Raw genomic sequence first — 22,259 nt, 5'->3', positions numbered from 1 at the left:
GCCGGGATATAGGCTCAGCCGCGCCGGACCAGAAGCACCCCGCCGATCACCAGCGCCACCCCGGCGATGCGGGTCAGGCTGAGCGGCTGCTGGGGCACGCCCATGACGCCGAAGTGGTCGAGGATCAGGCTCAGCGCCAGCTGGCCCGCCACCATCAGGGTGATGGTCAGCGCCACGCCGATCTTGGGCACGCCCCAGGCGGCGGCCACCACGAAGACGCAGCCGTACAGCCCGCCCATCCAGGCCCAGGCGGGCAGAGCCTTCATCGCCTGCGCGTCCGGCCGCGTCTGCAACGCCATCGCCAGCAGCCCCAGCGCCACCGTACCGACGAAGAAGGAGACGAAGGCCGCATTGACTGGCGACCCGACCGCGCTGGCCAGTCGCGCATTGGTCGGCCCCTGCAGCGCGGTGGCGGCGCCGCCTAGCACCATGGCCAGCAGGGCGAGGACGGGAAGCTGCATAGGCTGTCTCACCAGTTCGGGTCGGGCGCGGCGCCGCCGAAGATCTCGGCCAGGCGGGCGCGAGTGGCGCGGGTGGCGTCGTCGGGCAGGGCGTGGGGATGGAACCAGCCGATCTCGGCGATCTCGCCGTGGCTGGTCCGCTCGGTCAGGTCGAAGGCGTCGATGCGGAAGACCAGCACATGGTCCCCCGGAAAGAAGCGTTCATTGGAGTGGACCGACAGCAGGCGCGGCTCGCCCCTGACGATCAGCCCGGCCTCTTCGCGCAGTTCGCGGATGACGGCGGCCTGCGTCGTCTCGCCCTTGTCCACCCCGCCGCCCGGCAGCCACCAGCCCTCCAGATAGGTGTGCTTGACCAGCAGCACCCGGCCCTCCGCGTCGACCGCCGCGCCGCGCACGCCCAGCGTCATGCCCCGGCTCATACGCGACCAGGCGAAGAACAAAGGCCGGGTGAAGGGTTCGATGCGCGTGCGCCAGTTCGCCATGCGCGCACGATAGGCTGCGGTCGGGCGGCTTGAACAGGGGCGCGCTTGCCCCTATTCGGGGACAAAATCAGGAGCTGCACCATGCTGGCCATCGCCACCATCTTCGTTTTCATCGCCGCCATCGCCGCCGTCAACTATTACGAGTTCGGCCGGGTTGACTGAGTCCGGGCGCGCTGACGCCCCTTCGCCGCCCTTGTCGAGAGGCGCAGCGCTGGTCACCGCCGCCTCGGGCCGGATCGGGGCGGTGCTGGCCAAGGCGGCCGCTCAGGCGGGCTATGACGTCGTCGTCCACTATCGTTCCGACGCGGACGGGGCGCATGACGTCGTTCAGGCCATCGAGGCCATTGGACAGCGCGCGGTCGCCGTTCACGCCGAGCTGACGGACCCCGGCGCGCGCGCCGCCCTGATGGATCAGGCCTTCGCCTTCGGGCCGCTGCGGGTGCTGGTCAACAACGCCTCCCTGTTCGTCTATGACCAGCTGAAGACCTTTCAAGAGGCGGATCTGCGCCTTCATCACGAGGTCAACGTCCTGGCGCCGCTGGCCCTGATCCGCGACTTCGCCGCGCGCCTGCCCGAGACGGACGAAGGCGTGGTGGTCAATATGCTGGACTATAAGGTCACGGCGCCGAACCCCGACTTCTTCTCCTATACCGTCAGCCGCGTGGGCATCGCCCACATGACCGGCGCCCTGGCGCTGGCCCTGGCGCCGCGCATCCGGGTCTGCGGCATTGCGCCGGGCCTGACCCTGCCCTCGGCCGGGTGGCCCGAGGCCGACTATCAGGCCGGGGCCGAGGCCACGCCGCTGAAACGGCCCGTCCAGGTCGAGGATCTGGCCGCCGCCCTGACCTTCATCCTGACCGCGCGCAGCCTGACCGGACAGAATCTGGTGGTCGACGCCGGGGCGTCCCTGACCCGCCGCGACCGCGACCTGGAGTTCGCCTGAGCCGTCAGCGGCGGCGTCGTTCGCCGCCACATGACCTTTATTTGCCGATAGGTTGGTGCTTTAGCTGCCGCCGTTCATCCTGAGACCTTCATGCCCGCTGTCCGTTTCACTCGCCGCTTCTCGATGGCGCACCGGCTGATCGCCGATGCGGGGTCGAAGTGCGCCGTACCGCATGGGCACAACGAGTTCGTGACCGTGACGCTGGAGCCGACGGCCGAGATCGATTTCGGCGGCGCCAACTATGCGGCCTCGTTCGAGCGGCTGAAGGCGCGCTGGCACGGCTTCGTCGACCGCAGCCTGGACCACGCGTTCCAGCTGAACCGCGCCGACCCCTTGCTCGGCTGGTTCCAGCAGCATGAACCGCACAGGCTCAACCAGGTGCTGACGGTCGACGGCGACCCGACGACCGAGGCCCTGGTCATCGCCCTGTGGCGCAAGCTGGAAGCCATCCTGCAAGCCGAGGGCCTGCCGTTCCGCCTGGCCGAGCTGGCCATCGAGGAAACGCCGACCAACACCGTCCTGACGCGAGGCCTGACTGAGGCGGAGCGGACCTGGGCGATGGGCGCCTGGTGCGACCGGGCCGATTTCAGCATCAATGATCTTCTGCCGCCGGAGACCTGGTCTTGAGCGCCGTCGTCACCCCCCTGCCCTCCGCCGAGCCGCGCCGCCTGGGCCTGAAGGTCATGGTGCGGGCGCTGAAGGTCGAAGCCTCCATCGGCTTCTATGACCACGAGCATGGACGGCTCCAGCCTCTGGTCGTGGAGGTCGAGCTGGACCTGGGCGACGCCCCGGTCGAGCGGTTGGCCGACACCCTGGACTACGACGGCGTCGCCCGCATCGTGCGCGAACTGGCGTCCGGACCGCACATCGCCCTGATCGAAACCTTCGCCGAACGCACGGCGGTCGCCTGCCTGGCCGATCCCCGCGTGCTGGGCGTCATCGTGCGGGTCGAAAAGCCAGGCGCCATTCCCGACGCCGCGGCCGCCGCCTGCGAAGTCGCCTATTCGCGCTGAGGCTGGTTGCGCGGGGCCCTCCGTCCCGCCATCATCTCGCTCTGACAAGAGGTTCCGATGGTCCAGTCCGGCGATTACACCAGCAACAGCGGCGGCGAGGTTTCGGCTGACCTGTCCGGGCTCTATGTCGGCTATGCGCTGATCCTGCTGGCGGCGCCGACCTTCGGCGTGGCGGCGGCGGTCGGGCTGCTGCGGGTCTGGCGCCGTTCCGCGCCGGTCGATCCGATTCTGCGCAGCCATTTCATCTTTCAGCAGCGCACCCTTTTCGCCGCCGTCTGCGCCATCATCGCCGGCGCGGTGTTGATCCTGGTCAACGTCGGCGTCTTCGTCCTGTTCATCATGGCCGTGTGGACCATCGTGCGCGGCGCTCTGGGGCTGAAGGACCTGCTGAACGGACGCCCTATCGCTGAGCCCCGCCGCCTCTTCTACTGAAAGGACCGCCTTAATGAGCGAGCAGAACCCGGCCGCCCCCATTGCGGGCCGCGACGGCGCCATCGTGGCGTGGATCCTTTACATCCTGTCGATTCCCAGCGCGAACGTGCTGGTGCTGGTCGGTCTGGTGGTGGCCTACATCACGCGCGGCTCGGCCACGGGTCTGGCGGCCCAGCATGTCGAGGCGCAGATCAAGCTGTTCTGGTCGGTGTTCTGGATCAGCGCCATCCTGTGGGTGCTAGTGGCCGTCAGCGCCGTGGCTTCGGCCTTCCTGATCGGCATTCCGTTCCTTCTGCTGTTCGGACTTCTTTTGCTGCTGGTGTCGATCTGGTTCACGGTGAAAAGCGTTCTGGGTCTGCTGGCCCTGTTGAACGATCGGCCGGCCTGATCTGACCCCTTCAGGAGGAGCCTTTCGTGTCCGCCTTCAAAGACCACGCCGCCGACCACCGCTTCCAGCAGACATTCGCCGACTCTGACGGGACCGAGCATCCCGTCTGGGCCGAATACGCCGTGCGCGGTCATGCCCGCATCATCCTGCACGTCGAGGCCCACCCGGCCCTGCGCGGCACGGGCGCCGCCGGCCGCTTCATGCAGGCCCTGGCCGAACACGCCCGCGCCGAAAAGCTGACCCTGATCCCCCACTGCAGCTACGCCGTCGCCTGGCTGAAACGCCATCCCGAGTACGAAGACGTACTCGGTTCTTAGTGGGCTGCGTCAGAAGGCCCCGCCTTCTCGACCCGACGCAGCCTGGCGCTTCGCGCGCTCAAGCAGCGAGCCGCCGCGCGGCGAGCGGTAGCGCCCTTAGATCAAGGATGACTCTTGGCGACGATGGCCTTCATCGTCTCGGCCTTGGAAGGCAGGTCCGCAACCAGGCGGGCGGCCAGTTCGCGGGCGCCGACCGGATAGGCGTCGCCGCCGTCGGCGATCTCCTTGGCCATGTCGGCGGCCTTGCACAGGGCGGCTTCGAGCGCCTCGACCTGTTCAAGGGCGAGGGCGCGGGCTTCGGCCTGCAGGCGCTTGACCCGTTCGGCGGTGGTTTCGGGCGCGCGCATCAGGTCATAGACCTCGGCTTCCGGCGAGGAGACCACGCGCAGGGCGGCGCGGGCGTCGGATTCATTGCTGGACTTGGTCATCGCATATTCTCCTGGCGACAGCATGCCTCATTTTCGCCTTAGGGTCGCATCCCATCTGCAGCCAAGCTGCAAGGACGGCGCCGCATGTTGCGCCAAGGCCGCATCAATCACGACCGCCGCCAACGGTTCCGCTTGTGTTACGCTCTTTGACACTGTGGTCCAGCCGCGCTTTGCTGTCGCCGCACAGGGAGACGCTGATGAGACAGACCGTTCCGCCGCCGAAGCCGCCTCAGGGAGAAGCAGGCGAGTGGACCCTTCTGCAAAGCCGGCTCGACCGCACCTTCTGGCAGTGGGACCGGCGTCCCGAGCCCGCCGCCCCCGTCCTGACCCGCTTCGTCATCGTGCGCCCGCCCGAACGCCTCGACTACGACACCTTCGATGAGGCCGAGGCCATGTTTGAGGCGATGGAAGACTAGAGGCCTTCAGTCCGACGCCGCCTCACCGCCCTGAACAATGCGGACCACGGCCAAGTCGGCGGTGACGTTGCCGAGGGTGCGGAAGATATCGGGCACGACCTCGACCGCCAACAGCAGCGGCAGCAGCTCCAGCGGCACGCCCATGGCGATGCAGATGGGGGCGATGGAGGCGAAGAAGCTGGCCTGGCCGGGCAGGCCCACGGTGCCGATCGAGATCAGCACCGCCGTCAGCATGGCCGCGAACAGCTGGCCCGCCGAGGGCTCCAGCCCGAACAGGTGGGCGCAGTAGATGGCGACCCCCAGATTGGCGACCGGGCTGGTGATGCGGAACACCGCCACCGCCAGCGGCAGGACCAGGCCCGCCGTCGCCCGCTTGACGCCCAGCTCGTCGACCGCCCGCTCGACCATGACCGGCAGGCTGGCCAGCGACGACTGGGTCGAGAAGGCCACCACCTGCGCCGGCGCCGCCGCCCGCGCGAACCGGCCCAGCGACACCCGGCCGAAGATGACCGCCAGCGGATAGAAGATCAGGCCGATGCCGATGCAGGCGATGGAGATCAGCGCCACATAGTGCAGCAGCACCCCCGCCGCGCTGGCGCCCGCCGTGAGCCCCACCCCGATCGACAGGGCGAAGACGCCCAGCGGCGCGACGCTCAGCACCCAGCGGACGATGACGATCATCGTCTCGCCCACCGCCTCGAAGAAGGTGATCAGAGGCGCGCGCAGCCGCTCGGGCAGTCCCGAGGCCGCAAAGCCGAAGAAGACGGCGAACACCACCATGCCCAGGATGGCGTCCTCGGCCGCCGCGCGGATCGGGTTGGACGGGGCGATGGTCTTCAGAAACTCGCTGAACGGCGCGCCCGCGCCGAGGCCTTCGGCGCCTTCCGGCTTGATGGCCAGCAGCAGGCGCGCGCCTTCCGGGTCGATCGGCCACACGGCGTGCAGCCCATAGGCCGCCGCGACGGCGTACATGGTCGCAAAGACGATCAGCCCCCCGAACCAGGCCACCGCCTTCAGCGCCAGCCGCCCGGTCCGCGCCGCATCGGCGATGGACGCGATGCCCGTCACCAGCAGGCTGAACACCAGCGGGATGATCGTCATCCTCAGCGCATTGAGCCACAGCTGGCCCAGCGCCTGGATGAGGTCGGCCGTCACATGCCCGCCCGGCAGGCCCCAGCGCTGCGCCGCCGCCCCGGCGACCAGGCCCAGCACAAGCGACAGCAACACAAGCGTGCTGAGAGAGGTCAGAAAGGAACGCGCCGATTTCATCCGGCCACGCTAGCAGCCGCCGCGCCGTGCGCCAGCGGAAATCGGCGACCGCCTCCTGCCTTAATGCGGCGTGCCTGAATTGGCCGGGTCCAGCGGCAGGCCCGCCGCCTGACGCGCCTTCATCACCCGCAGCCAGCCGTGCATGGCCTCTGAATCCAGCCCGTGCATCATCAGCCGATAGCCCGCCTGCAGCGTCGACAGCGCCACCAGCGGGTGGCCGTTCTTGACGAAGGCCATGTGGTAGCTCGTGCCCAGGATGCGGGCGATGTAGATGGCGATCACTTCATCCAGTTGCAGCGAACTGGACGCCCGCACGAAGTCGTCGCGCGGCAGCATCAGGGCGTAGATCGGGGTGTAGAACTCCACCGCCGTCTGCACGTCGACGAAGTTATGCCATTTGCGCGGAAACTCCTCGAAGGGCGGAAACTCGTCCGAGATCATGGAGAAGTCGATGCGTTCGGGCGGCGTCAGCTCTCGTCCCTCGGCGCGCAGGGCGGCGTTCAGCTCGATGACGAAGTTGAAGATGTTCAGATCGTGCTGAAGGAACAGGTCCGGCTCGATGTCCTTCAGCCGCGTCGGCGTCAGCGGCCACTTCGTCACCTTGTCGCCTACGCCCGCGTTTTCGCGCACGAAGGCGGTCAGCTCGGACCCGACGTGGAAGTGGCGCAGGATCACCCGGTTGGCCTCGGGCGTGGCGAAGGTCCGCAGGCCCCAGTGGATGGTTTTGTGCAGCAGGCCGTTCAGGTTCGGGTATTTCGGCGAAATGACCCGCAGCACCTTCACCAGGCAGAAGAAAAGCAACACCAGCGGCCGCGCCACCGGGAACAGCCAGCGCCGCGAGCGCGACCGCGCCCCCAGCAGCAGGTCGCGCTTGGCCCCGTCGTCGATCGGCAGGCTGTGGTCCAGATACAGCGCCATCCACGGGTCGGGATCCTTGGGATCGAACCGCGCCGGGTCGAACGGATCCTCCCCCGGCTTGTAGTATCTCACGCCGCGATCTCCTCGATCTGCAGGGCGTAGAGGCGGGCCGTCACCCTGGCCGTCGTGACGATGCGTTCGGCGATGAAGGGATCGGGCAGGACCATGCCCAGCATCTCCTCGAACTCCTTCATGTGCTCGGCGTCGTTGTCGCCGTGATACAGCAGGAAGCGCACCGCCTCGTCGGGCAGGGCCAGCCGCTCCTGCACCTTCAGGCCCCACGGCCGCGCCTTGATCGAGCCCAGCCCCTCGATGATGAACATGGCGCCCAGCAGGCCGAAGGGATCGGGCTTGGACGCCTCATGGAACATCCACGCCGACAGGGCCTCGGACCCCACATTCTTCGGCGCCGACTGAATATCCTCCAGCGCCCCGCCCGAGGCTGTGAAGTCGGCCTCCAGCAGGCGGAAATCGCGATGCTCCGTCACCGCATGGCGCATCAGGGTCGAGCGCAGCTCCAGATGATCCTCGCCGATGTTCGACGCCGCCCGGCTCATCCACAGCGCCCCGTCCTTCACCTGCTGGCGCAGGTTGATCAGGAAGGCGTGGTAGTCGGCGACCTCGAACCGCCCGCGCGTCAGCTTGCGGATCAGGGGCGTGGCCTCCAGCCGCTGCTCGAAATCGGCGAAGACAACCGCCAGCTTCCTCAGAGTATCGGCCACCGCCGCCTCGGCTTCGCGTTCCGCCATCACACAATCTCCAGCATCATGAAGCCGATCATCGCCCGCCCGCTCTCGGGCACGATGCACAACACCCTGTCTCCGCGCTTTCCGCGTCCCGACTTCAGGAAGGCGTCCAGCATGACCCAGATCGAGGCCGAGCCGACATTGCCGCTGTCGGCCAACGTCGTGAACCACTTCTCCTCCGGGATCATCGCCGCCGTGCTTTCCAGCAGGCCGACAATCTCCTGACGCAGCGACCGCGCGGAGTAATGGCACAACAGGTGGTCGACCTGATCCGGGACGATCCGCCCGGCGTCCACCTTCTCCAGCCAGACGCCGATCCAGGCGCGGATGACGATCTTCAGCAGCTCGAAGTCCTGCAACAGGGCCACCGCCCCCGCCGCATGGGCCGCCGCCGGTCCCGCATGGCTCCAGGCGCTGGTCATGTCGGCGCGCGCTTCCGGCGTCGATCCGGCCCACATGCAGGGATCGAACCGACCCGCCAGCGAGGTCATGTCGATCCATTCGACCTTCAGGCTCAGGCCGTCGGGCTTCGGCCTCGGCTCCATCACCACGGCGCCGGCCCCGTCCGACAGGGTGAAGCGCAGGAAGTCCGCCTCGATCCGCGCCCGCCCCTTCTCGTCCACCAGCGCCGTGCCCTCATAGAAGGCGGGCCGGAACCAGCGCGAGGAAAACTCGCCCGCACACGCGGCGGCGACATCCGCCTCGCCCGCGCGCACGCTCAGCCACGCCCCCTTGGCCGCCATCAGGGCGCTGGCGCAGACCGACTGATAGCTGAACGCCTCCAGCGGCCCCGCGCCCAGTTCGGCCTGAACGGCGCTGGCGTGGCCGGGCACCAGATAGTCCCCCTGCGTCGCCGCCGCGCCCAGATGCTGCAGGTCGCCCAGGCTCAGCCCCGCTGCGTCCAGCGCCGCCCGCACCGCCTCGGCGCACATGGAGGCGTTGGAGTGCAACGGCGCCCCGTCTTCGTTCAGGGCGTAGTGCCGCCCTTCGATCCCGTTCCAGCGCAGGGCGCGGCGCCCGACAGCGGACGGCCGCCCGCCGATCCGGCCGATGAAATCCTCCATCCGATCGTTGCCGATCCGCTCGCCGGGCAGGACGGCGCCGGTCCCGGTGATGAAGACGTCGCGAAGCTCACTCATGGCGCGGACCTTGGCGATACGGCCCCAATCGCACAACCGGGAAATCGCCGTTTCAGACGCCGCCCTTTATCGAAATCGCCGTTCCGCTCGCCCTAGCGTCGCGCAGGCGCAGGCATTACCTTGATGTTCATGGCCCGTTCTCCCGCGACACCGTCCCCGAAGCTGACCAAGCCCGTGCACACGCCCAATCCCGGTCTCAGCGAGGCGCCCGTCGCCTTCGATCACGGTCGTACGCCGATGTTCGCGCCGGTGAGCGGTCCGCGCCTGACGCCCGAGGAAGCGCCCGCCGCGCCCGCCGACTGGGTCCCTCACCGCCCCGACCGGCCGACCAACAAGAAGCGCATCCCGTTTCGGCTGGAAACGAAATACCAGCCCGCGGGGGACCAGCCCTCCGCCATCGCCGAACTGGTCGCCCAGGCGAACGACGAGGAACGCGAACAGGTGCTGCTGGGCGTCACCGGCTCGGGCAAGACCTTCACCATGGCCAAGGTGATCGAACAGACCCAGCGCCCGGCCCTGATCCTGGCCCACAACAAGACGCTGGCGGCCCAGCTCTACTCCGAGTTCAAGGCCTTCTTCCCGGACAATGCGGTCGAGTATTTCGTCAGCTACTACGACTACTATCAGCCCGAGGCCTACGTCCCGCGCACCGACACCTACATCGAGAAGGACTCGTCGATTAACGAGCAGATCGACCGGATGCGCCACGCCGCCACCCGCGCGATCCTGGAGCGGGACGACGTCATCGTCGTCGCCTCGGTCAGCTGCATCTACGGCATCGGCTCGGTCGAGACCTACACCGCCATGACCTTCAACCTGAAGGTCGGCGACCAGATCGACGAGGCCAAGCTGCGCGCCGACCTCATCGCCCTGCAGTACAAGCGCAACGACCTGCATTTCGAGCGCGGCATGTTCCGCAAGCGCGGCGACACCCTCGAAATCTTCCCCGTCCACCTGGAAGACCGCGCCTGGCGCATCAGCCTGTTCGGCGACGAGATCGAGGCCATCGACGAGTTCGACCCCCTGACCGGCAAGAAGACCAATGCGCTGGACGAAGTCACCGTCTACGCCGCCAGCCACTACGTCACCCCGCGCCCGACGCTCAATCAGGCGATTACCGGCATCAAGGCCGAGTTGAAGGAGACGCTCGACTGGATGGTCGAGAACGGCAAGCTGCTGGAGGCCCAGCGCCTCGAACAGCGCACCCGCTTCGACCTGGAGATGATGGAGGCCACCGGCTCCTGCGCCGGCATCGAGAACTACAGCCGCTGGCTGACCGGCCGCGCGCCGGGCGAGCCGCCGCCGACCTTCTTCGAATACATCCCCGACAACGCCCTGCTGTTCGTCGACGAGAGCCACGTCACCGTGGGCCAGATCGGCGCCATGTATCGCGGCGACTACCGCCGCAAGTCGACCTTGGCCGAGTACGGCTTCCGCCTGCCGTCGGCCATCGACAACCGGCCGCTGAAGTTCGAGGAATGGGACGCCATGCGGCCCCAGACCGTCTTCGTCTCGGCCACCCCCGGCGCCTGGGAGCTGGACAAGACCGGCGGCGTCTTCGTCGAACAGGTCATCCGCCCAACCGGCCTGATCGACCCCCCGGTCGAGATCCGCCCCGTCTCCGGCGCGACCCGCAACCAGGTCGACGACGTCATCGACGAGGTGAAGGCCACCAGCCGCGCGGGCTACCGTTCCCTGGTCACCACCCTGACCAAGAAGATGGCCGAGGACCTGACCGAATACATGCACGAACAGGGGGTACGCGTCCGCTACATGCACTCCGACGTCGACACCCTGGAGCGCATCGAGATCCTGCGCGACCTGCGCCTGGGCTCGTTCGACTGCCTGATCGGCATCAACCTGCTGCGCGAGGGCCTCGACATCCCCGAATGCGGCCTGGTCGCCATCCTCGACGCGGACAAGGAGGGCTTCCTGCGCTCCGAGACCTCCCTGATCCAGACCATCGGCCGGGCCGCGCGCAACGTCGACGGCCGCGTCATCCTCTACGCCGACCGCATGACCGGCTCGATGGAGCGCGCCATCGCCGAGACCGACCGCCGCCGCGAGAAGCAGCAGGCCTACAACCTCGAACACGGCATCACGCCCGAGACGGTCAAGCGCGACATCAAGGAGATCCTCGACAGCCCCTATGAGTCGCGCGACCTGGACCGCCTGACCCGCCCCGGCGTCGCCGAGGAAGCCAAGCCCTTCATCGGCTCCAACTTCCAGGCCGCGCTCAAGGATCTGGAAGGCCGGATGCGCGAAGCCGCCGCCAACCTCGAGTTCGAGGAAGCCGCCCGCCTGCGCGACGAGATCAAGAAGATGAAGCTCCTCGACCTCGAATTCGCCAACGAAGCCCTCACCGGCGCGGGCGAGGAGGTCGACAAGTCCGCCCCCAAACGCTGGCGCAGGGAAGCGGCGGCCGAAAAGGCCGAGGCGTTCAGGAAGGGGCGCTGAGGCCCCTCCCCTTCATCCGCTTCAGTTCCCCTTGGTCCCGGAAGTGTGGGCCGGGCCGCGGAAGACGGCGTTGAGGAACAGCGGCTTCAGCCCTTCCAGGAAGGCGCGCATCGTCACGTCCTGGGTGAAGGCGACGACCTGGCCGCGCCCGACTTCGGACGCCATGGCGACGGGCTTGTAGGCCAGCTGGCGGCGGTTCTCGGCCCACAGCTGCCCGGACGCCAGCACCTGATCCGGTCCGGCCAGACGCACGACGTTGGTCCCCTGGTCGCGGGCCAGCGGGGTGTAGATGTCCGAGCCGCGCACCATGACGCTGAGGGTCGGGGCGACGCCCGCGCCCAGCCAGTGTTCGTTGTCGACCACGGCGCTGGCCAGGACCCCGGCGACAGGATCGGGCGCGCCGCCGTGGTGGCCGGTCAGGGCCAGGTATTCGGCGTCGGTGGCGATCTCGCTGCCGCCGTCCTTTTTGTCCTTGTCGCCCTCGCCGGAGACGGCGCTCTCGCGGCGGCTGTCCAGCAGCTTGGAGTCGGGATCGGTCAGCAGGCGGCTGGCCGAGCCGACGCCGATCAGGACGCCGCCCGCCTGGACCCAGGCGCGCAGGTTGGCGACGCCGCTCTCGCCGAGGATCTGCTTATAGTCGCCGCCCGAGGGCAGGATCAGCACCTGGTAGAGGGACAGGTCGGCGTTCGCCAGGCGGCGGGTGCGCACGGCCGTGACGGGCCAGCCGTATTCGCGCTCCAGCACATGGCGGATGGATCCGGCCGATTCCGGCTCGGTCGGGTCGTCCCAGGCCATGGCCACGCGCGGGGCGGCGATGAGCGTCGCCTTGTCCGAGCCGACGTTGGGACCGCTGGAGACCCACGATGTCGCCAGGGGCGTCACCTGGGCGCCGCTGCCGGCGGCCAGGCGGCGGACGCGCTCGTCCAGGTCGGCAGGCGAGCCGGCGCGCGGCACGATAAAGGTCCCGCCCGGATAGGCCCGGCCGTCCAGGGTGAAGGGCTCCTCGACCGAGCGGACCGGCAGCTTGTCGGTCAGGGCGGCCGTCAGGAAACGCATCCCCGCCGTGCCCGGATGGATGGCGTAACCGTAGGTCGCGTCGCCGGAGGCCACGGCGGCGGGACGGATCAGTTCAGGGCCGACGGCGGCCGTCTGGACCGACGGGGCGCCGGTGCAGCGCTGGCTCGGCACATTGAACAGCAGGGGCAGCGACCAGCCGGTCAGGTCATAGATCTCATCGCCCAGACCGCGCGCGCGGCGGGCCTCCTGCTCGGCCAGGAATTTCGGGTCCAGCGGCACGTCCTTGGCCAGCAGGGTCTCGGCCATGCGGCGCTGCGGCTGGGACAGGTTCACGATGTAATCGCCCGCCTGATAGGTCTGGCCGCAGGCGGAGAAGGATGCGGTCGCGCGTCCGACCTCCAGCCCCGAGCGGACCAGCAGGCCCGCCAGCTTGTCGGCGGCGGCCGGATCGGCGGCGGCGGAGCGCGACAGGACATAGGCCCCGCGTCCGCCTGAAATCCCGTCGCGATGGAAGGCGTAGAAGTCGCTGAGCAGCTTCTCGCGGTCGCGGGCGGCGGTCTCGATGGTCGACAGGGTGGCGGTCAGGTGACCCTTGACCGTATCGGCGTAGGTCAGCATCTCGCCCGACGAGCGCCGCGCGAGCAATCCGCGCGACGAGCCCTGCTCATAGGTCATGGAGACGGCGCCGAAATAGGCGGGCCAGCCGTCGCCGTAGCCGGGGTAGAAGGCGTCGAAGGTCTCGCGGGTGAAATAGTCGAGCCCCGCCTGATCGAAGCGCCCGGCGGTGTTGCGGCCGAACCGCTCGCGCGCGTCCAGGATCGGCGGATAGATCCACGGGTTCAGCGGCTGGGCCTCGGGCGGGAAGAAGAAGCTGGAATCCGTGCCCATCTCGTGGGAATCGACCACCACCTGCGGACGCCATTCGCGGATCAGGGCCGAGTGGCCCTGCGTCTCCGGCTGGGACTGGATGAACCAGTCGCGGTTCAGGTCGAACAGATTGTGGTTGAAGCGGCCCGACGGCCAGGGCTCGGCCCGCTCGGCCGACAGAGGATCGCCGTTGGGCTGGGCGCCCAGGCCCGCCTCGAAGCTGTTGATGAAGCGCTCGCGCCCGTCAGGGTTCTGGGTCGGGACGAAGACGACCACGACGTTCTCCAGCCAGCCCTGCGCCTCGGCGTCGAGGCTGTCGGTCAGGCGGCGCGCGGCGGCCAGAGCGGCGTCGGCGGGGCTGATCTCATTGCCGTGGACCGAATAGGCCATCCAGACGATGGCCGGTGTGTCGTTGATCAGGGCGCGGGCCTGCTCGGGCGAGGTCTTGCGCGGGTCGGCCAGGGCGTTGGTCGCGGCCTTGATCGCATCCAGCCGGGCGATGTTGCGCGGCGAGCCGACGGCGGCCCAGAACAGGGGGCGGTCCTCCCACGACCGGGCGTAGTCGCCCATGACCATGCGGTCGGGATTGGCGGTCCGCAGCGCCTCGAAATAGCGGCGCACATCAGCCGAGCGGGTGATGCGCTCGCCGCTGTCATGGCCGACGACGGCCTGAAGCGCGGGCGGCGTCTGTTGCGCCAGTGCAGGCGCGGTGCCCAGGGCCAGGCTGAGCGCCAGCAAGGAACAGGCGACGCGGCGACGATACGACATTCAGAATACTCCCCCTACGGAGCGGCCAACTTAGCCTTGCGGGTCGCGTGAAGGAAGCGGCTGGACATCCTGTATTGACTATGGCGCACAGTATGTCGCATACACTGTGTGTCACACACTATGTGGCGACAGGTGAGGCGACGGCGTGGATCGGGAACTGTTCGAGACGATGCGGCTGGAGCTGCGGCGCGGGACGCTGGTCCTGGCGGTGCTCGCCTGCCTGCGGACCGAACGCTACGGCTACACCCTGCGTCAGGCGCTGGCGGCGGATGGGCTGGAGATGGAGGAATCCACCCTCTACCCCCTGCTGCGGCGGCTGGAGGGACAAGGGCTGCTGACCAGCGAATGGCGCGAGGAGGAGAAGCGAAAGAAGCGCTTCTATGTCCTGTCGCCGGGGGGCGAGGCCATGCTGGCCGCCCTGACCGAGGAATGGCGCGGCATCAACGCCTCGCTGGAACGAATTCTCTGAAGGGACGGGAGAGGGCGCGATGGACATCATCGAACGCTATTTGGAGGCCGTGGCGGCGCAGCTGCCGACCGAGGACCGCGAGGACATCGTCGCCGAGCTGCGCGACCTGATCCTGAGCCGCGTCGAGGCCCGCGAAGAGGAGCTGGGCCGGGCCCTGAGCGACGAGGAGAAGGAGGCGATCCTGCACGAGATCGGCCATCCGCTGATCGTCGCCGCCCGCTATCGCAAGGGTCCGGACAGCCTGATCGGGCCGGAACTGTTTCCCTATTGGCTGTTCGGCGCCAAGGCGGGGCTGATCGTCATTGCGGCCGTTCAGGCGCTGGGGCTGTTGGTCAGCGTACTGGGCGCTCCGGCTGATTTCGGACGCGCGATCAGCCAGGCCTTCCACGGCTTTTTCTCCGGGGGGCTGACCCTGCTGGGAGCGCTGACCCTGGCCGGCGCGATCCTGGAGCATTATGACATCAAGCCGACCTGGCTGACGAAATGGCGGGTGCGCGACCTGTCGGCCTTCGGCCTGGCCGATCCGGCGAAGTGGGGCGCCTCGCTGTCGGGCTCTGAGAAGGCCAAGGCGGAGTGGTTGCCGAAGGGCGCCCGCATCTGGGGCGTGACGGCGAACGACAAGCCAGGGCTGGAGGCGCTGGCCTCGCTGATCGTCGGGGGCGTCTTCGTGATGTGGTGGATCGGCGTGATCCGCTTTCCGGGCCTGGGCGAGTTCTCCTTGAGAAGCGGCGCGGTCGGGATCGAGGCGGCGCCGGTGTGGGCGGCCCTCTACGGCCCCATCCTGGCCCTGGCCGTCGGCGGCATGGCGGTGGACGCGGTCAGCCTGATTCGCGGGCGCGAGGGGCGGTTGACCTTGCTGCTGAAGATCCCGCTGGCGGGCGCGGCGCTCTGGGTGCTGTGGCGACTGTTTGATGCGGGCTGGTGGCTCACCCTGACCCAGGGCGCGGCGAGCGCCCGCGTCGAGGGCGGGGCGACGAACATCAGCCTGGACGCCCTGCGCGCGGTGAACGATGCGGGCCGCGATCTGGAGGGGACGGCCCTGACGCTGGGTACGGTGCTGACCTGGGTGTTCGCGGTGATGGCGATCAGTTTCGTCGTCAACATCGCGACCTATGTCTGGCGGCTCGCGACGACGCGCGAGGTGTGATCTGCCGAGCTGCGGCGCCGTCATGTCCGAAAACCGCGAGACAGGCCCTGATCTCAGGCGCAAGGTGCGGGCATGGACAACGCCCGCGACACGCTGGATCAGAAAGCCTGCTATCGGGCGGTCCTGACGCGCGACCCGCGCTTCGACGGGCGTTTCTTCACCTGCGTGAAGTCTACCGGAATCTATTGCCGTCCGGTCTGTCCGGCGCGGACGCCCAAGCGTGAGAACATGCGCTTCGTCATCAGCGCGGCGGCGGCCGAGGAGGCGGGCTTCCGCGCCTGCCTGCGCTGTCGGCCGGAAACCGCGCCCGATATGGGCGCGTGGCGGGGGACGTCCAACACTGTCAGCCGGGCGCTGAACCTGATCGAGGCGGGGGCGCTAGATGAGGGCGACGTCGACGCCCTGGCCGCGCGGCTGGGGGTAGGCGAGCGACACCTGCGCCGCCTGTTCCGCCAGCACCTGGGCGCCGCCCCGGTCAGCGTGGCCCAGACCCGCCGCGTCCTGCTGGCCAAGGCCCTGATCCACCAGACCGACCTGCCCATGGCCGAAGTCGCTATGGCGTCCGGCTTCGGCAGCGTGCGCCGCTTCAACGAGACGTTTCAGGCCCTGTATGGGCGGCCCCCGTCGGCGCTGCGGGCGCGGGCCGAGCGGCCTTGGGATGGGGGCGTGCGGCTGAGCCTGCCCTATCGCCCGCCCTATGAGGTCGAGGCCATGCTGGCGGCCCTGAAGGCGAGGGGCGAGACGGTCGAGGAGCGCCTCTGGCGCCGCGTCCTGACGCCCGCGACGGACGGGGCGACGGGGGAGGTCTCGGCCCGGTTCGAGGACGGGAACCGCCTGGCGGTCACGGCGGCGCTGGACGACCTCAAGGCCCTGCCAGGCGTGCTGGCGCGGGTGCGGCGGCTGTTCGACCTGTCGGCCGACCCCGAGGCCATACGGCGCGACCTGTCGCTCGACCCTGTTCTGGCGCCCTTGGTCCAGGCGCGGCCCGGCCTGCGCCTGCCGGGCGCCTGGATCGACGATGAGGGCGACATGGCCAGCGACCGGCTTGAAGATCACAGGCTGGCGGCGCGGGCCGAGCGATGGCGGCCCTGGCGGGCCTATGGCGCGCTGCACCTGCGCGAGGCAGGCGTAGACGGCGCGGCGATCATGGAGAGCGACGATGAAAAAGACGCAGCCTGAAGTCTTCACCCTGGACCGCATCGCCACGCCGATGGGCGAGGTGCTGCTGGTCACGGACGCGGAGGGGGCTGTGCGCGCCTTCGACTTCACCGACTATGAGGCGCGGATGATGACGCTGCTGGCCCGCCACTACGGCGAGGTTCAGCTGACGCCCGGCCGCGCGCCTGAGGCGGTGCGGGACGCCGTCGCCGCCTATTTCGACGGCGACCTGACGGCGCTGGACAGCCTCGCCGTGAAGACCGGCGGCACCGACTTCCAGCGCGCGGTCTGGGCGGCGCTGCGCACCATTCCGGCGGGACGGACCTGGAGCTACGGCCAACTGGCGCAGGCCATCGGCAGGCCCGCGGCGGTGCGCGCCGTGGGGCTGGCCAACGGAGCCAATCCGATCGGCGTCATCGTGCCCTGCCACCGCGTCGTCGGCGCCAAGGGAACCCTGACCGGTTACGCGGGCGGGCTGGAGCGCAAGCGCTGGCTGCTGGCGCACGAAGCGTCGCAGCTTGGCCCTGATGATGGAACGGGACAGGGGGCGTTTGCGCTGGACTGACAGCGCCCTTTCCTTTCGGCGCTTATATGTGGAGTCTGATATGAACCTGCCCAACGGGGCTCTGGTCGCCGTCGCCGACGGCGAGAAGCTGAGCCTGTTCCGCAACACCGGCCACAACCTCGACATCCAGCTCAAGCCGATGGCGACTCCCGAAATCCCCGAGCGCCTGTCCGGCGCGCCGGGCCGCCGCTCCAGCGACGCCAACCCCGACAACGACACCCAGGCCGAGGACGGCTTCGCCATGGGCGTGGCCGAGGCGCTGAACCACATGGCCCTGACCAACAAGTTCGAGGCCCTGGCCGTCGTCGCCGCGCCCAAGACCCTGGGGCAGTTGCGCAAGCATTGGCACAAGACGCTGGAAGGCCTGCTGGTCGGCGAAATCGCCAAGGACCTGACCGGCCGCCCGGCCGATGAGGTGGCCGAGGCGATCAGCCGGGCGTGACATAACGCCCGTCATCCCGGCTGCGGCCGCGCTGGCGAGGCGGAGAGCCGGGACCGCCCAGACCTCGGTCCCGGACAGCGGCTGCGCCGCGTCCGGGACGGCGCCGGTGGTCAGGCCGCCCCGTCCAGGAACAGGCGGCAGGCCGGGTTGTCCGTCTCGTCGACGTACGGATAGCCCAGGTCGTCCAGCGCCTTCGTCAGAGCCGCCGCCTGATCCGGCGGGACGCTGACGCCCGCCAGCACCCGGCCCGCGTCGTCGCCGTGGTTGCGATAATGGAACAGGGTCAGGGCCCAGGCGGGCTGAAGGCTGTTGAGGAAGCGCAGGAAGGCGCCCGGCCGCTCGGGGAACTCGAAGCGCAGCAGCCGCTCATGCGGCAGGCCGATGGTGCGTCCGCCGACCATGTGGCGGACGTGCAGCTTGGCGGTCTCGTTGTCGCTCATGTCGACGACGGCATAGCCGTCGGCGGTCAGGCGACGCAGAAGGCTTTCACGCTCGGCGGCGCCGTCGCGCAGGGCTACGCCGACAAAGATCTGCGCCGTGCCGTCGCCGGACCAGCGATAATTGAATTCCGTGATCGAGCGGCCGTCCAGGCTTTGCAGGAAGCGGTGATAGTCGTGCCGCCGATCGGGCATGGAGACCGCGAACAGGCCTTCCGCGCCCTCGCCGATCTCGGCCCGCTCGGCGACGTGGCGCAGGCGGTCGAAGTTGACGTTGGCGCCCGAGTTGATCGCGACCAACGCCCCCGATCCGGGGTTGCGCGCGGCCCAGGCCTTGAGGCCGGCAAGCGCCACGGCGCCCGACGGTTCGGCCACCGCCCGCACGTCGTCGAAGATGTCCTTCACGGCGGCGCAGATGGCGTCGGTGTCGACCAGGACGATCTCGTCCAGCAGGTCGCGGCACAGGCGGAAGGTCTCGTCGCCCGCGCGGCGCACGGCCACCCCGTCGGCGAACAGGCCGACCTGATCCAGATCGACGACGCGCCCTGCCTCAATGGCGCTTTTCATCGTCGGGGCCTCGGCCGGTTCGACGCCGATCAGCCGCGTCTCGGGACGCAGGAAGCGGACGATGGCCGCCACCCCCGCCGCCAGCCCGCCGCCGCCGATGGGGATGAAGACGGCGTCGATCGGATCGGCGTGCTGGCGCAGGATCTCCAGCCCCACCGTCCCTTGCCCGGCGATGACGTCGGGGTCGTCGAAGGGGTGGACGAAGGTCGCGCCGGTTTCCTTTTCCAGCGCGCGGGCGTGGGCGTAGGCGTCGTCAAAGCTTTCGCCGTGCAGCACGACCCGGCCGCCCAGCCCCTGAACCGCCGCCACCTTGATGCCGGGGGTGGTGGTCGGCATGACGATGGTGGCCGACGCGCCGCGTTTGGCCGCCGCCAGCGCCACCCCCTGCGCGTGATTGCCCGCCGAGGCGCAGATGACCCCGCGCGCCAGCTCGGCCTGGCTGAGCGCCGCGATGCGGTTGTAGGCGCCGCGGATTTTGAACGAGAAGACCGGCTGCAGGTCCTCGCGCTTCAGCAGGGCGGGGCGCCCGATCCGCCCCGACAGCCGCTTCAGCGGATCGAGGGGGGTCTCCTCGGCCACGTCATAGACGCGGGCGGTCAGGATGCGGCGGACGGTGTCTTGCACGATGATCTCGATCAGGCGGCCACGGGAGGACGAAGCGTGTGCCCGTCTAGGACAGACAAAACCTTATGAGAACGAAAATTGCGCCCTCCCCTCCTGATCTAAAGCGCCTTCTCCAGAACCACGAAGGCCAGGTCGCGCGTGCGGGGCAGGCCGAAGCGGGGGTCGTCCAGCGGGAAGGGGCGGGTTTCGCCGGTCAGGCGATAGCCGCGCCGTTCGTACCAGGCGATCAGCTCGGCGCGCTGGCGGATGACGGTCATCTCCATCCTCGTGGCGGCGAAGCGGGCGGCGGCCTCGGCCTCGGCGACCTCGATCAGCAACCGGCCCAGACCGCCCGCCTGACGCGCCGGGTCGACGGTCAGCAGGCCCAGATAGGACAGACCCTGCCCCTGATCCGCCACCTGAACGCAGCCGATCAGGGCGCCGTCGACCTCGGCCAGCAGGATGACCCGCGAGGCGTCGGCGAGGATGTCGCGCAGTTCGGCCTCGTCGGTGCGCTGGCCCTCCAGCAGGTCGGCCTCGTGGGTCCAGCCGGCCCGGGCAGCGTCGCCGCGATAGGCGCTTTCGATCAGGGCGCGCAGCGCCGGAACATCGTCCGGCGCCGCGGGGCGGAAGACCGGGGCGCTCAACGGCGCGCCCGACGCGGGGCGGCCTTGGGCGCATCCACGCCCAACTCCTTGATCAGGTGGTCCATGCCGTAGACGTCGCGCAGGGCCGTGGTCACGGCCTGGGTGGTGACGATGACGCTGCGGTTGACGTTGCGGTCATAGCCGTAGGCGTTGCGCTGGGTCAGGACGGTGGAGTCGAAGTTGGCCCCGATGATCTCGCCCTTGGCGTTCACGGCGGGCGAGCCGGACGAGCCGCCGATGGTGTCGGACGAGACGGCCATGTTCATCACCGCGTTCGGGTCGATGCGGTCCTTGGCGGCCAGCAGCTTGGGCGCGACGTTGAACGGCTCGGCGCCGGTCGCCCGGTCCCACAGGCCGGCGAAGGTGGTGAAGGCGGGGATGCGCTGGCCCGGCACGTCGGTCCCCTCGACCCGGCCGTAGGTCAGGCGCAGGGTGCCGGTGGCGTCCGGATAGACGGCGTCGCCGAAGACGGCGAAGCGGGCGGCGGCCAGCTGTTCCGAGGCGCGGTCGGTCGGCGCCTTGACCTTGTTGTCCCAGTCAGCGCGCACGGCGCGGGCGTCGGCGTCGATGGCCAGGACGTACTGGATCAGCGGATCGGTGGAGGCCTGAACGGCGGGCAGGCCGCCTTCCCACAGGGCGCGGCGCACGGCCGGATCGGCCAGCTTGGTGCCCTCGACCAGACGGGCGGACAGGCCCTCGGGGCTCTCCTTGCCCAGCAGGGTGCGGACGTAAGGGCTGTCGACGGTCAGCCATTCGCGCGTCTTGGACAGCCACCATTCCAGACGGATCTGCTCCAGCTCCGGATAGGTCGGGCGGGCGGCGAACAGGCTGGACTGCACGCCCGGCAGGCGGCTGTCGGCGAACTCGGGCAGGCGCTGATCCGACGGCTTGGCGCGCTCCTGCGCCCCGCGCACGATGGCCCGCGCCCAGCTGAACAGGGGCGAGCCGCCCGCCACCGAGGTGGTGCCCATGCCGGTGCCGCCTTCCAGCAGGGCCATCGGGGCGTAGAGCTCGCGCGCGATCGGCTGGACCTGCGCCAAAACGGCCCAGGGATCGCCGACCTCGGCCGACAGGGCCTCGTTCTCTGCCACGCCGCGTCGGAAGACGGTTTCCTGCCCGGCCAGCTGATCCATAAAGGCCGGGTCGATCAGAGCCGCCATCCGGCCGCGCCCGCGCTTATAGGTGTTCTCGACGCCCGACAGCGGGTCCATGGCGATGAAGGCCTGATCCTCGCCCTCTTCCGAATAGCGGATCAGACGCCCGCGCAGCTCCGACGCGATCAGCTGGTCCAGCGGCAGGACCACGTCGCGGATGGTCATCAGCTGGGCCTGCGTCAGCAGACGCTGGGTCGAGCCGGGGTTGCCGGTGACGAAGACGGGCTCGCCCTCGGTCGGCTTGTTCGGGTTCCAGGTGAAGTGGGTCGGGGTCGCGGCGGGCTTGCCGTCTTCATACAGGCGGATGAAGGCGGCATCGATAGCGAAGCGCGGGAAGGAGAAGTTGTCCAGGTCGCCGCCGAAGGTCGCGGCGCGGTCTTCCGGCGCCCAGGCCAGACGCACGTCGGAGTATTTGCGGAACTTGTAGAGTTTGAACTGGCCGCCGCGATACAGGCTGACCACCTGACAGCGGATCTTGGCGTCGTCGCCGCAGGCTTCGGTTTCGATGCGGCCGGCCTCGGCCTCGCGCGCCTGGGTGTAGGCCTGACCGTCCAGACCAGCGCCCGCCTTCTGGACCCGCTCGGTGACGTCGGTGATGTCGGTCAGGATTTCCGCCGAGGCGCCGGGGCATTGCAGCTCTTCCTCGCGGCTCTTGGGGGTGAAGCCGCTCTCATTATACTGAAGCTGGGGCGTCGACAGGTTGGCGACGCAGGACGAGACGCAGTGGTTGTTGGTCATCACCAGCCCCTCGGCCGAGATGACCCCCGCCGAACAGCCGCCGAACTTCACCGACGACAGGCGCACGCGGTCCAGCCAGGCCTGATCGATGTTCGTGCCCAGCGTCTGATTGGCGCGGGCGATGGGGAAGTTGTCATAGGTCCACATGCCCTCCTCGGCCTTGGCGGAAGAGGCGGCGGCGAAGGCCAGGACGGCGGCCGAGGCGAACAGCATGTGACGCATGAGAAGCTCCTGATTCAGACTCCGGCGAGGAAAAAACAGAGTCTAATTC

23 protein-coding genes and 1 pseudogene are annotated in these 22,259 nt (G+C 69.1%); 13 read left to right on the top strand and 11 right to left on the bottom strand.

Going from position 1 to position 22,259, the window contains the following annotated elements; translation table 11 throughout:
- Nucleotides 1-14: 14 nt before the first annotated feature.
- The gene (locus tag ACLBV5_RS05345) at nt 15-461 is read right to left on the bottom strand and encodes a DMT family transporter (protein ID WP_447605038.1); all 447 of its coding nucleotides are present in this window, start codon (nt 459-461) and stop codon (nt 15-17) included.
- A gap of 8 nt (nt 462-469) precedes the next feature.
- Nucleotides 470-943, bottom strand: a complete 474-nt coding sequence (locus tag ACLBV5_RS05340; protein WP_447605037.1) for an NUDIX domain-containing protein — start codon at nt 941-943, stop codon at nt 470-472.
- Between the two features lie 193 nt (nt 944-1,136).
- Here ACLBV5_RS05340 and ACLBV5_RS05335 point away from each other — a divergent pair, with 193 nt between their 5' ends.
- The 6 genes from ACLBV5_RS05335 to ACLBV5_RS05310 all read left to right on the top strand — a co-directional run bounded on the left by ACLBV5_RS05335 (nt 1,137) and on the right by ACLBV5_RS05310 (nt 4,036).
- Nucleotides 1,137-1,886, top strand: a complete 750-nt coding sequence (locus tag ACLBV5_RS05335) for an SDR family oxidoreductase (RefSeq protein WP_447605036.1) — start codon at nt 1,137-1,139, stop codon at nt 1,884-1,886.
- Between the two features lie 90 nt (nt 1,887-1,976).
- Nucleotides 1,977-2,513: a 6-pyruvoyl trahydropterin synthase family protein gene (locus ACLBV5_RS05330; RefSeq protein WP_253119931.1), complete on the top strand. Its 537-nt coding sequence runs from the start codon at nt 1,977-1,979 to the stop codon at nt 2,511-2,513.
- A complete protein-coding gene (locus ACLBV5_RS05325; RefSeq protein ID WP_447605035.1) occupies nt 2,510-2,899 on the top strand; it encodes a dihydroneopterin aldolase in 390 nt (129 codons plus the stop codon). The genes ACLBV5_RS05330 and ACLBV5_RS05325 overlap by 4 nt, the downstream gene beginning before the upstream one ends.
- 57 nt (nt 2,900-2,956) lie before the next feature.
- Nucleotides 2,957-3,331, top strand: coding sequence for a serine/threonine protein kinase (locus tag ACLBV5_RS05320; protein WP_447605034.1), 375 nt, complete (start codon nt 2,957-2,959; stop codon nt 3,329-3,331).
- 13 nt (nt 3,332-3,344) lie between these two features.
- Nucleotides 3,345-3,719, top strand: a complete 375-nt coding sequence (locus ACLBV5_RS05315) for a membrane protein (RefSeq protein WP_025978605.1) — start codon at nt 3,345-3,347, stop codon at nt 3,717-3,719.
- A gap of 26 nt (nt 3,720-3,745) precedes the next feature.
- Nucleotides 3,746-4,036: a GNAT family N-acetyltransferase gene (locus ACLBV5_RS05310; protein WP_025978606.1), complete on the top strand. Its 291-nt coding sequence runs from the start codon at nt 3,746-3,748 to the stop codon at nt 4,034-4,036.
- Between the two features lie 101 nt (nt 4,037-4,137).
- Here the strand turns inward: ACLBV5_RS05310 and ACLBV5_RS05305 are convergent, their stop codons facing one another.
- The gene (locus ACLBV5_RS05305; RefSeq protein ID WP_025978607.1) at nt 4,138-4,464 is read right to left on the bottom strand and encodes a hypothetical protein; all 327 of its coding nucleotides are present in this window, start codon (nt 4,462-4,464) and stop codon (nt 4,138-4,140) included.
- 197 nt (nt 4,465-4,661) lie between these two features.
- Here ACLBV5_RS05305 and ACLBV5_RS05300 point away from each other — a divergent pair, with 197 nt between their 5' ends.
- Nucleotides 4,662-4,880 carry a hypothetical protein gene (locus ACLBV5_RS05300; RefSeq protein ID WP_278070378.1) on the top strand — a complete coding sequence of 73 codons (219 nt, stop codon included), beginning with the start codon at nt 4,662-4,664 and terminating at the stop codon, nt 4,878-4,880.
- Between the two features lie 6 nt (nt 4,881-4,886).
- Here the strand turns inward: ACLBV5_RS05300 and ACLBV5_RS05295 are convergent, their stop codons facing one another.
- From ACLBV5_RS05295 to ACLBV5_RS05280, 4 genes are all read right to left on the bottom strand, one after another.
- Nucleotides 4,887-6,107 (bottom strand): dicarboxylate/amino acid:cation symporter, encoded by a 1,221-nt coding sequence (locus tag ACLBV5_RS05295; RefSeq protein ID WP_312446898.1) that lies wholly within the window; start codon nt 6,105-6,107, stop codon nt 4,887-4,889.
- Between the two features lie 102 nt (nt 6,108-6,209).
- Nucleotides 6,210-7,139 carry a DUF6999 family protein gene (locus ACLBV5_RS05290; protein WP_447605033.1) on the bottom strand — a complete coding sequence of 310 codons (930 nt, stop codon included), beginning with the start codon at nt 7,137-7,139 and terminating at the stop codon, nt 6,210-6,212.
- Nucleotides 7,136-7,876, bottom strand: a complete 741-nt coding sequence (locus tag ACLBV5_RS05285; protein ID WP_392354892.1) for an iron-containing redox enzyme family protein — start codon at nt 7,874-7,876, stop codon at nt 7,136-7,138. Before ACLBV5_RS05285 ends, ACLBV5_RS05290 begins: the two co-directional genes overlap by 4 nt.
- On the bottom strand, nt 7,816-8,952 hold the full coding sequence (locus tag ACLBV5_RS05280) for a beta-ketoacyl-ACP synthase III (protein ID WP_025978612.1): 1,137 nt from the start codon (nt 8,950-8,952) through the stop codon (nt 7,816-7,818). Before ACLBV5_RS05280 ends, ACLBV5_RS05285 begins: the two co-directional genes overlap by 61 nt.
- A gap of 129 nt (nt 8,953-9,081) precedes the next feature.
- On the opposite strand from ACLBV5_RS05280, the gene uvrB reads away from it, so the two are divergent.
- A complete protein-coding gene (uvrB, locus tag ACLBV5_RS05275) occupies nt 9,082-11,409 on the top strand; it encodes an excinuclease ABC subunit UvrB (RefSeq protein WP_447605032.1) in 2,328 nt (775 codons plus the stop codon).
- A gap of 21 nt (nt 11,410-11,430) precedes the next feature.
- Here uvrB and ACLBV5_RS05270 read toward each other — a convergent pair whose 3' ends face one another.
- The gene (locus ACLBV5_RS05270; protein ID WP_447605031.1) at nt 11,431-14,061 is read right to left on the bottom strand and encodes a M14 family metallopeptidase; all 2,631 of its coding nucleotides are present in this window, start codon (nt 14,059-14,061) and stop codon (nt 11,431-11,433) included.
- 92 nt (nt 14,062-14,153) lie between these two features.
- Here ACLBV5_RS05270 and ACLBV5_RS05265 point away from each other — a divergent pair.
- The 5 genes and pseudogenes from ACLBV5_RS05265 to ACLBV5_RS05245 all read left to right on the top strand — a co-directional run bounded on the left by ACLBV5_RS05265 (nt 14,154) and on the right by ACLBV5_RS05245 (nt 17,842).
- Nucleotides 14,154-14,530 (top strand): annotated as a pseudogene (locus ACLBV5_RS05265) (PadR family transcriptional regulator).
- Nucleotides 14,531-14,549: 19 nt separating this feature from the next.
- The gene (locus ACLBV5_RS05260; RefSeq protein ID WP_447605030.1) at nt 14,550-15,677 is read left to right on the top strand and encodes a hypothetical protein; all 1,128 of its coding nucleotides are present in this window, start codon (nt 14,550-14,552) and stop codon (nt 15,675-15,677) included.
- Between the two features lie 72 nt (nt 15,678-15,749).
- Nucleotides 15,750-16,856, top strand: coding sequence for a bifunctional transcriptional activator/DNA repair enzyme AdaA (locus ACLBV5_RS05255; protein ID WP_447605029.1), 1,107 nt, complete (start codon nt 15,750-15,752; stop codon nt 16,854-16,856).
- Complete coding sequence (locus tag ACLBV5_RS05250; protein WP_447605028.1) at nt 16,837-17,400, top strand: methylated-DNA--[protein]-cysteine S-methyltransferase; 564 nt, start codon at nt 16,837-16,839, stop codon at nt 17,398-17,400. The genes ACLBV5_RS05255 and ACLBV5_RS05250 overlap by 20 nt, the downstream gene beginning before the upstream one ends.
- A gap of 40 nt (nt 17,401-17,440) precedes the next feature.
- A complete protein-coding gene (locus ACLBV5_RS05245; protein WP_025978619.1) occupies nt 17,441-17,842 on the top strand; it encodes a host attachment family protein in 402 nt (133 codons plus the stop codon).
- A 110-nt stretch (nt 17,843-17,952) separates the two neighbouring features.
- Here ACLBV5_RS05245 and ilvA read toward each other — a convergent pair whose 3' ends face one another.
- The 3 genes from ilvA to ACLBV5_RS05230 form a co-directional block, all read right to left on the bottom strand.
- Complete coding sequence (ilvA, locus tag ACLBV5_RS05240; protein WP_447605027.1) at nt 17,953-19,470, bottom strand: threonine ammonia-lyase, biosynthetic; 1,518 nt, start codon at nt 19,468-19,470, stop codon at nt 17,953-17,955.
- A gap of 98 nt (nt 19,471-19,568) precedes the next feature.
- On the bottom strand, nt 19,569-20,096 hold the full coding sequence (locus ACLBV5_RS05235; protein WP_447605026.1) for a GNAT family N-acetyltransferase: 528 nt from the start codon (nt 20,094-20,096) through the stop codon (nt 19,569-19,571).
- Entirely contained in the window at nt 20,093-22,210 is a 2,118-nt protein-coding gene (locus tag ACLBV5_RS05230; RefSeq protein WP_447605025.1) for a S46 family peptidase, read from the bottom strand. The genes ACLBV5_RS05235 and ACLBV5_RS05230 overlap by 4 nt, the downstream gene beginning before the upstream one ends.
- Between the last annotated feature and the right edge of the window lie 49 nt (nt 22,211-22,259).

This window comes from Brevundimonas sp. M1A4_2e (genome assembly GCF_053345555.1).
The sequence above is the reverse complement of the archived record's forward strand: the minus strand, read 5'-3'. Positions and strand labels throughout refer to the sequence as shown.

What these genes read in the sequence shown, in the direction of transcription:
- ACLBV5_RS05345 (WP_447605038.1), bottom strand. Translation starts at nt 461, where the DNA reads ATGCAGCTTCCCGTCCTCGCCCTGCTGGCCATGGTGCTAGGCGGCGCC.
- ACLBV5_RS05340 (WP_447605037.1), bottom strand. Translation starts at nt 943, where the DNA reads ATGGCGAACTGGCGCACGCGCATCGAACCCTTCACCCGGCCTTTGTTC.
- ACLBV5_RS05330 (WP_253119931.1), top strand. Translation starts at nt 1,977, where the DNA reads ATGCCCGCTGTCCGTTTCACTCGCCGCTTCTCGATGGCGCACCGGCTG.
- ACLBV5_RS05320 (WP_447605034.1), top strand. Translation starts at nt 2,957, where the DNA reads ATGGTCCAGTCCGGCGATTACACCAGCAACAGCGGCGGCGAGGTTTCG.
- ACLBV5_RS05315 (WP_025978605.1), top strand. Translation starts at nt 3,345, where the DNA reads ATGAGCGAGCAGAACCCGGCCGCCCCCATTGCGGGCCGCGACGGCGCC.
- ACLBV5_RS05305 (WP_025978607.1), bottom strand. Translation starts at nt 4,464, where the DNA reads ATGACCAAGTCCAGCAATGAATCCGACGCCCGCGCCGCCCTGCGCGTG.
- ACLBV5_RS05300 (WP_278070378.1), top strand. Translation starts at nt 4,662, where the DNA reads ATGAGACAGACCGTTCCGCCGCCGAAGCCGCCTCAGGGAGAAGCAGGC.
- ACLBV5_RS05280 (WP_025978612.1), bottom strand. Translation starts at nt 8,952, where the DNA reads ATGAGTGAGCTTCGCGACGTCTTCATCACCGGGACCGGCGCCGTCCTG.
- uvrB (WP_447605032.1), top strand. Translation starts at nt 9,082, where the DNA reads ATGGCCCGTTCTCCCGCGACACCGTCCCCGAAGCTGACCAAGCCCGTG.
- ACLBV5_RS05270 (WP_447605031.1), bottom strand. Translation starts at nt 14,061, where the DNA reads ATGTCGTATCGTCGCCGCGTCGCCTGTTCCTTGCTGGCGCTCAGCCTG.
- ACLBV5_RS05260 (WP_447605030.1), top strand. Translation starts at nt 14,550, where the DNA reads ATGGACATCATCGAACGCTATTTGGAGGCCGTGGCGGCGCAGCTGCCG.
- ACLBV5_RS05255 (WP_447605029.1), top strand. Translation starts at nt 15,750, where the DNA reads ATGGACAACGCCCGCGACACGCTGGATCAGAAAGCCTGCTATCGGGCG.
- ACLBV5_RS05250 (WP_447605028.1), top strand. Translation starts at nt 16,837, where the DNA reads ATGAAAAAGACGCAGCCTGAAGTCTTCACCCTGGACCGCATCGCCACG.
- ACLBV5_RS05245 (WP_025978619.1), top strand. Translation starts at nt 17,441, where the DNA reads ATGAACCTGCCCAACGGGGCTCTGGTCGCCGTCGCCGACGGCGAGAAG.
- ACLBV5_RS05230 (WP_447605025.1), bottom strand. Translation starts at nt 22,210, where the DNA reads ATGCGTCACATGCTGTTCGCCTCGGCCGCCGTCCTGGCCTTCGCCGCC.